Source organism: Kineococcus aridisoli (genome assembly GCF_050871885.1).
Taxonomy (GTDB): Bacteria; Actinomycetota; Actinomycetes; order Actinomycetales; family Kineococcaceae; genus Kineococcus.
In genome coordinates this window covers 46,848-53,777 of the sequence record NZ_JBJLSF010000020.1, presented here as the reverse complement: position 1 = coordinate 53,777, position 6,930 = coordinate 46,848, and the positions used below count along the sequence as shown (strand labels likewise).

The window sequence follows — 6,930 nt, the reverse complement described above, 5'->3', positions numbered from 1 at the left end:
ACCGCTCCATCGGACGCGGCCAGCACGGCGAAGCGGTCGTGCTGGGCACCGACGGCGCCCTGCACGTGATCGACACCGCCACCGCCACCCTGACCCGCTCCACCCCCCTGATCGCCCCCTGGCAGGTCCAGGAGGACTGGCAGGCCCCCCAGCCGCAGGTGTTCACCATGGAGGGCACCGCCTACGTCAGCGACCCGGCCACCAAGTCCGTGCACGCGGTCGACATCGCCACCGGCGAGGTCTACCGCAGCGGCCAGCTGAGCGTGACGCCCAACGAGCTCAAGGGCGTCAGCGGCGAAGCCGACGAGCACACCGACCACGACCACGAAGGCGACCACGAAGGCGAGCACGAGGACGAGGGCGCGAACGCGTGAGGCTGCGCGCCCTCGCCGGGGCCCTCGCCTGCTGCGGCCTCGCCCTATGCGGGTGCGGCGGCGGCGAGGACCCGGCCGCCGGGGACGGCGGGCTCGACGTGGTGACCACCTCCTACCCGCTGCAGTACCTGGCCGAGCAGGTGGGGGGCGAGCGGGCCCGGGTGCAGAACCTGCTCGCCGCCGGCGCCGACGCCCACGACGCGGACGTCTCCCCCCGCCAGCTCGCCGAGGTCGTGGACGCCGACGTCGTGGTGCACCTGAGCGGGTTGCAGCCGGCCGTGGACGACGTGCTGCGCACCCGCCCGCCGGAGCACCTCGTCGACGCCGCCGGGGTGGCCGACCTCGACCGCGACCCGCACTTCTGGCTCGACCCGCTGCGGATGGCGCAGGTGGGGCGCGACGTGGCCGCCGAGCTCACCGAGGTGGACCCCGACGGCGCCGCGGCGTACGCGGAGTCCGCCGAGCGCCTCGTGACCGACCTGGAGGCCCTCGACGGGGAGTTCGAGCGGGCGCTGGCGGGCTGCGCCGGCGCCGTGCTGGTGACCGCGCACGAGGCCTTCGCCTACCTCGCCGAGCGCCACGACCTGCGGCAGGTGGGGATCGCCGGGATCGACCCCGGCGTCGAGCCCTCCCCCGCCCGGGTGCGCGACGTGCTGAGCGTGGTGCGCGAGGACGGCGTCTCGACGATCTTCTTCGAGGCGACGGCGAACCCCGCGGTCGCCGAGCTGCTGGCCGAGGAGCTCGGCGTCGCCACGGCCGTGCTGCACCCGATCGAGCGGGTCGCGGAGGACCAGACCTACCCGCAGCTCATGCGGGAGAACCTGGCGGCGCTGCGGGCCGGGCTGCCGTGCGCCCGCCCGGCGGGCTGAGCACCGCCACCTCCAGCAGTTCGCGGGCCGGTCCCGGCGGCAGCCTCGCCGGACCGGCCCACGTCGCGCGCAGCCGCCGGGTGAGGTCGAGGCCGTCGACGGCGATCCGCACGAGCCGGCCGGACTCCACGTCGTCGGCGACGGCCAGCCGGCTGAGCGCCGCCACCCCCGCGCCGGCCCGGACCGCCTCGCGCACGCTCGTCGCCGTCGTGAGCTCCACCGCGGGCGCCACCGGCGCGCAGCCGGCCCCCAGCAGCGCCCGCTCCAGCACCTGGCGGGTGCCCGAACCCGGTTCGCGCGCCACCAGCGGGGTCGCCGCCAGCTCGGCCGCGGGCACCGGCCGGCGGCGGCGCGCCCACGGGTGGCCGGGCGCGGCGACGACGACGAGCTCGTCGACCGCGACCACGCGCGAGCGCAGCCCCCGGGGCGCCTCCGTGCCCTCCACGAACCCCAGGTCGACCTGCCCCCCGGAGACCGCGGCGAGGACGCGGACGCTGTTCGTCGCCGTCAGCTCGACCGCCGGCGGGGTCCGCCCCGCCCGGGTGGAGCGCCGGCGCAGCTCCAGCAGCCAGCGCGGCACCAGGTGCTCGGCGATCGTCATGCTCGAGGCGACGCGCACCCGGGCCGCGCTGTCCGCGCGCAGCGTGGCGATCCCCTCCCCGACCTCCGCGGCGGCCTCCAGCAGGCGCGCGGCCCAGCCGGCGAGCAGGGTCCCCGCCTCCGTCGGCTGCGACCCCCGGCGGCTGCGGTGCAGCAGCGCCACCCCGACGAGGGACTCCACGGCGCGCAGGCGCTCCGAGGCCGCCTGCTGCGTCACGCCGAGGGCGCGGGCCCCGGCCCCGATGCTGCCGCCCTCCACGACCGCGACGAACAACCGCAGCGACAGCAGGTCCGGCACGCGGTCCAGGGGCACCCGCACACCGTAGGGCGGGCGCCCGGGCGGCACCGCGAGACTGGCGCCGTGGACCCCTCCCTCACCGACGTCCCCGGCGTCCTCGTCGGCCAGGTCACCCGCCGCGGCGGCGGCTGGCTCACCGGCGTGAGCGTCGTGCTGCCCCCGCCCGGCACGGTCGCCGGCGTCGACGTGCGCGGCGGCGGACCCGGCACCCACGAGACCGACGCCCTCGACCCGCGCACGCTCGTGCCGACCGCCGACGCCGTCGTGCTCACCGGCGGCAGCGCCTACGGCCTGGTCACCGCCCACGGGGTGCAGCGCTGGTGCGCCGAGCGCGGCCGGGGCTTCCGGGTGGGGCCCGGCGAGCACGACGTCGTCCCGATCGTGCCCGCGGCCGCCGTGTTCGACCTCGGCCGCGGCGGGGAGTTCCGCAACCACCCCACCGAGCAGATGGGCTACGAGGCGGCCGCGGCCGCCGGCACCCACGTCGAGCGCGGTGTCGCCGGGGCGGGCACGGGCGCCCTGCTCGGGCGGCGCTTCAAGGGCGGGACCGGTACCTCCTCGGTCCGCCTCGACGACCTCGCCGCCGGGCTCGTGGTCGGGGCACTCGCCGTCGTCAACGCCGCCGGGCTGCCCACCTGGGGCGGCGCCCCCCGCGACGGGGCCGGCCGCGCCCGGCACGGCGATCCGGGCAGCGGCCCGCACGGCGCCCCCGCCCTCAACACCACCCTCGTCTGCGTCGCCACCAACGCCGCCCTGGACCCCGCGGAGACCTCGCGCACCGCGACCGCCGCCCACGACGGCCTGGCCCGCGCGCTGGAGCCCGCGCACACCCTCACCGACGGCGACACCGCCTTCGCGCTCGCCACCGGGCAGCTGCCCCTGCCCGCCGGGCGCGCCGAGCGGGTGGAGGCGCTCGTGCGGATCCAGGCCGCGGCCGCGCAGGCGGTGCGCGCGGCCGTCGTCGACGGCGTCGAGCGGGCCGAGACCGTCCGCGTCGGCGAGCTACTCGTGCCCCGCTGGCCGGGCTGACCGGCGGGTCGGAGGGCCGGGCGGACGTGCGCGAGGATGCCGCCGTGCCCAGCGCTGCGACCGACCCGAGCACCCTGCGACGACTGACGGCCCGCGCCGTGGAGGCGGCCGCCGCCCAGGACGCCGCCGCCTTCAGCGCGGCGGCGGGCGAGCTGGCGGCCCTCGACGCCGAGCAGGTGCGCACGGTGCTCGGCTGGGTGCTGCGCGGGGCCCTGGAGGAGCTGCACCCCGACGGCCTGGACGGCGACGACGTGCGCGCGGCCGTCACGGCGACGGCACGGGCCGCCGGGTGGTGGCCGGGGCTGGACCCGCGCGTCCTGGTCGTCGTCCTCACGGCCGCGCTGGGCGAGCACCCGGACCCCGAGGAGCTGCCGCGCCTGCCGCACGCGCTGGTGCTGCCGCACTCGCTGCTGCTCGTGCACGACCTCGTCGCGGCGACGCGGCGGCCGCTGCAGCGCCACCTGGAGACCGCTCTGGCGGAGGTGCGCCGGGCGGAGACGATGGAGCTGCCCTGAGCGGTGCCCGCGCGGCCTCAGCCCTCGCACACCCGGTCGCGACCGGCGGCCTTGGCCCGGTACAGCTGCGCGTCGGCGCGGGCCAGCAGCTCGCCCGCGCCCTCGCCGGGGCGGCGGTGCGCCAGCCCCACCGACACCGTCTGCGGCGCCGGGCAGGCGGCCCGCAGCCGCTCGGCCAGCCCGGGCGCCGCGGCCGCCGCCTCGCCGGGCAGCAGCAGCGCGAACTCCTCGCCGCCGTAGCGGGCCAGGGAGGTCCCGGGCGGCAGGACCGCCCGCCAGGCGGCGGCCACCTCGCGCAGCACGCGGTCGCCGGCCGGGTGGCCCTGGCTGTCGTTGAGGCGCTTGAAGTGGTCGAGGTCGAGCAGCGCCACGGCCAGCGGCTGCCCGCGCTCCAGCTCCCGGCCCAGCTCGGCGTCCCAGCTGCGGCGGTTCGGCAGCCCGGTCAGCGCGTCCGTGCGGGCCAGCCGCTCCAGCTGCTCCGCCTGCTCCTGCACCCGCACCACCGCGTGGTGCACCCGCGTCACCGACAGCGTGGACAGCAGCAGCGCCCCCGTCCCGATGACGGCCCAGTCGACGGGCCCGCCGCGCAGGCCCTGGCCCAGCAGCACCAGCGGGGGCACGCACGAGGAGGCGCCCACCATCGACCAGTGCGCCCGCGACCACGTCCGCGCGCGCGGCGGCCCGGCGCCGACCTCGTCCGAGCCCGGCGCGTCCAGCGCGAGCGCCTGCAGCAGCAGCGCGCAGCTGAAGGGCACCCCCAGCCAGGGCGTCAGGTCGACCGGCAGCACCGCCGCGAGCGCCCCGAAGGCCGCGTCGCCGACGAGCAGGCAGGTGGAGGCCGCCGCCAGCAGCAGCGCCGGCCGGCTCGGGGTGCACCCGGTCAGCCACAGCCGCAGCACCAGCCCCAGCCCCAGCAGGTCCAGCGCCGGGTACAGGGCGGTCAGGCCCACCAGGAGCGGGTCGGACAGCTCCGCGAGCACCGGGCGCACCAGGACGGCCGCCACGGCGACGGCCGCCCCGGTGACGGCGATCGCCGCGTCGACGCTGGCCGCCAGGTCGCGGCTGCCGCGCCCCAGCAGCAGCAGCGCCGCGGTGACGAGCAGGGAGCCCGGCACGAAGAGGACGTCCGCCGGCAGCGGGTAGCCGGGGGCGTCCCCGCGGGACAGGCCCGCGTGGAAGAGCGCGTAGCCGGCGGTGACCAGCCCCAGGCCGGCGGCGTGCAGCCGCCAGGCGGTGCGCCGGCCGGCGGGCCGGCCGGGCAGCCGCAGCACGGCGACGGCGACGGCCAGCACCCCCGGCAGGACCGCGGCCGCGGCCTGCGCGGGCGCGCCGAGGCGGCAGGCCGCGACGAGCACGACCGCCAGGGCGAGGAGGGCTGCGGCGACGGGCACCGGCAGCCGCCGGTGCAGGGCCACGCCTCCTCATCGGCAGCGCCGGTTCAGCCCTTGATCGGCTCCGCGGACGAGGGGACGCCGGCCACGAGGTCGACCTCGACGAGCGCGCCGACGGCCAGCCCCGTGACGCCGACGGTCGTGCGCGCCGGCAGCGGCCCGGCGAACCAGCCGCGGTAGGCGTCGTTGAACTCCTCGAAGTGCTCCTCGAAGCGGCGCAGGTAGACCCGCACCTGCAGGGCGTCGTCCCAGCTCAGCCCGCAGCCGGCGAGGACGGCCGCGAGGTTGGCGCGCACCTGCTCGGCCTGCTCGGCCAGCCCGCCGGCGACGAGCTCGCCGGTGGCGGGGTCGGTGGGCATCTGCCCGGTGACGAAGACGAGGTCGCCGAAGCGGACGGCGTGCGCGAACGGGCCCACCTGCGGCGGCACGCCCTCGGCGGGGCTGAGGACGACGGTCTCCTTGCGGCTCATGCCGGGGAGCCTGCCAGCCGCTCCACCAGCAGCGGCAGCCCGCCGCGCGGGCGCAGCGAGACGAGGGCCTCCACGGCCGGGCGCGGACCGGGCGCGGGCCGCACGGCGTGCTCGCGCAGCAGCGTCGCCAGCACGAGCACCTCCTCCACCAGGGCCAGGTCGCGCCCGATGCACAGCCGCGGGCCCGCGCCGAAGGGCACGTAGCCGACCTCCCGGCGGGTGCCGTCGAGGAAGCGCTCGGGGCGGAACTCCTCCGGCTGCGCCCACACGTCCGGGTGGCGGTGCAGCGCCCAGGTGCTGATGACGACCAGCGTGCCCGCGGGCACGGCGACACCGGCGACGACGTCGTCGGCCAGCGCCTGGCGGGTCACCACCCACGCGGGCGGGTACAGGCGCAGCGACTCGTCGACGACGGCGCGGGTGTACGGCAGCCGGCGCAGGTCGTCCCAGCCGGGCTCGCGCGCCGCCCCCGGCGCCCCGAGGACCCCGGCCAGCTCCGCGTGCAGCCGCTGCTGCACGTGCGGGTGGCGGGCCAGCAGGTCCAGCGTCCACGTCAGCGAGGAGGCGACGGTCTCGTGGCCGGCGACGACGAAGGTCACCAGCTCGTCGCGGACCTCGCGCTCGCCCATGCCGGCGGCGAGCATGAGCCCCACGAGGTCCTGCGGCGCCTCGGCGGGGTCGTCGAGGCGGCCGGCGGCGCGCCGCTGGGCCACGACGCGCGCGCACACCTCGTCGATCTCGGCGACCAGGCGGCGCAGGCGCCGGCGCGCCGGCGTGGGCCAGCGCGCGGGCACCGGGCTGGCGGCGCGGGCGACGACGACCTCCAGGGCGCGCCCGACGGTCTCGACCAGGCGCTCGGCGACACCGGACAGGTCCGCGGCGGCCAGGGTGTGCCCGACGACCTCCAGGCTGGTGCGCGAGGTGGCCCCCAGCACCTCCAGCGGCCGGCCCGGGGGCAGGGCGTCGACCTCGGCGACCAGCCGGCGGGCGGCGTCGACGGCGTGCGCGGCGACGGCGTCCAGGGAGCCGTGGTGGAAGGCCGGCTGCGCGACGCGGCGGTGCCGGCGCCAGGTCCCGCCGTCGCTGGCCAGCAGGCCGGGACCGGTGACGCCGGCCAGCGCCCGGTACTGGATCGTGCCCTTGCCGTAGGCGCGGGCGTTGTCGACGAGGACGCGGCGCACGCCGTGCGGGTCGGTGAGGACGAGGACGGGCGTGCGCGGCAGCGGCAGCGCCGCGGTGCCGCCGTGGCGGGCGGCGACGGCGGCGAGGAACTCGTGCGGGGCGCGCCGGATGCCCGGGACCGCGCGGACCATGTCCCACGGCAGCGGGCCGTCGGCCGCCAGCGGGGTGTAGCGGGCGTTGCGGCGCGGCGCGGGGGACGGGC

General features: G+C 79.0%; 7 protein-coding genes and 1 pseudogene. 4 read left to right on the top strand and 4 right to left on the bottom strand.

All coding sequences use genetic code 11. From position 1 onward, the window contains the following. Positions 1-374, top strand: a pseudogene (locus ACRYM2_RS08115) (hypothetical protein); the annotation flags it as partial. Next, a complete protein-coding gene (locus ACRYM2_RS08110; protein WP_432521344.1) occupies positions 371-1,243 on the top strand; it encodes a metal ABC transporter solute-binding protein, Zn/Mn family in 873 nt (290 codons plus the stop codon). The pseudogene ACRYM2_RS08115 and the gene ACRYM2_RS08110, both read left to right, overlap by 4 nt. Here ACRYM2_RS08110 and ACRYM2_RS08105 read toward each other — a convergent pair. After that, the gene (locus ACRYM2_RS08105; RefSeq protein WP_432521342.1) at positions 1,182-2,156 is read right to left on the bottom strand and encodes a LysR family transcriptional regulator; all 975 of its coding nucleotides are present in this window, start codon (positions 2,154-2,156) and stop codon (positions 1,182-1,184) included. The genes ACRYM2_RS08110 and ACRYM2_RS08105 overlap by 62 nt on opposite strands. 48 nt (positions 2,157-2,204) lie before the next feature. Here ACRYM2_RS08105 and ACRYM2_RS08100 point away from each other — a divergent pair, with 48 nt between their 5' ends. Together ACRYM2_RS08100 and ACRYM2_RS08095 are read left to right on the top strand one after the other, a co-directional pair. Further along, positions 2,205-3,170, top strand: a complete 966-nt coding sequence (locus tag ACRYM2_RS08100) for a P1 family peptidase (RefSeq protein ID WP_432521340.1) — start codon at positions 2,205-2,207, stop codon at positions 3,168-3,170. Between the two features lie 44 nt (positions 3,171-3,214). After that, entirely contained in the window at positions 3,215-3,685 is a 471-nt protein-coding gene (locus ACRYM2_RS08095; RefSeq protein WP_432521339.1) for a hypothetical protein, read from the top strand. 17 nt (positions 3,686-3,702) lie between these two features. Here the strand turns inward: ACRYM2_RS08095 and ACRYM2_RS08090 are convergent, their stop codons facing one another. Genes ACRYM2_RS08090 through ACRYM2_RS08080 form a run of 3 tightly spaced genes read right to left on the bottom strand, consistent with a single transcriptional unit; the run spans position 3,703 to position 6,871 of the window. Beyond that, positions 3,703-5,100 carry a GGDEF domain-containing protein gene (locus tag ACRYM2_RS08090; protein WP_432521337.1) on the bottom strand — a complete coding sequence of 466 codons (1,398 nt, stop codon included), beginning with the start codon at positions 5,098-5,100 and terminating at the stop codon, positions 3,703-3,705. Positions 5,101-5,123: 23 nt separating this feature from the next. Beyond that, a complete protein-coding gene (locus ACRYM2_RS08085; protein WP_432521336.1) occupies positions 5,124-5,546 on the bottom strand; it encodes a RidA family protein in 423 nt (140 codons plus the stop codon). Then, positions 5,543-6,871, bottom strand: coding sequence for a cytochrome P450 (locus tag ACRYM2_RS08080; protein WP_432521352.1), 1,329 nt, complete (start codon positions 6,869-6,871; stop codon positions 5,543-5,545). The genes ACRYM2_RS08085 and ACRYM2_RS08080 overlap by 4 nt, the downstream gene beginning before the upstream one ends. Between the last annotated feature and the right edge of the window lie 59 nt (positions 6,872-6,930).

Excerpts from the sequence above, each read along its gene's own strand:
- ACRYM2_RS08085 (WP_432521336.1), bottom strand. The coding sequence starts at position 5,546 with ATGAGCCGCAAGGAGACCGTCGTCCTCAGCCCCGCCGAGGGCGTGCCG.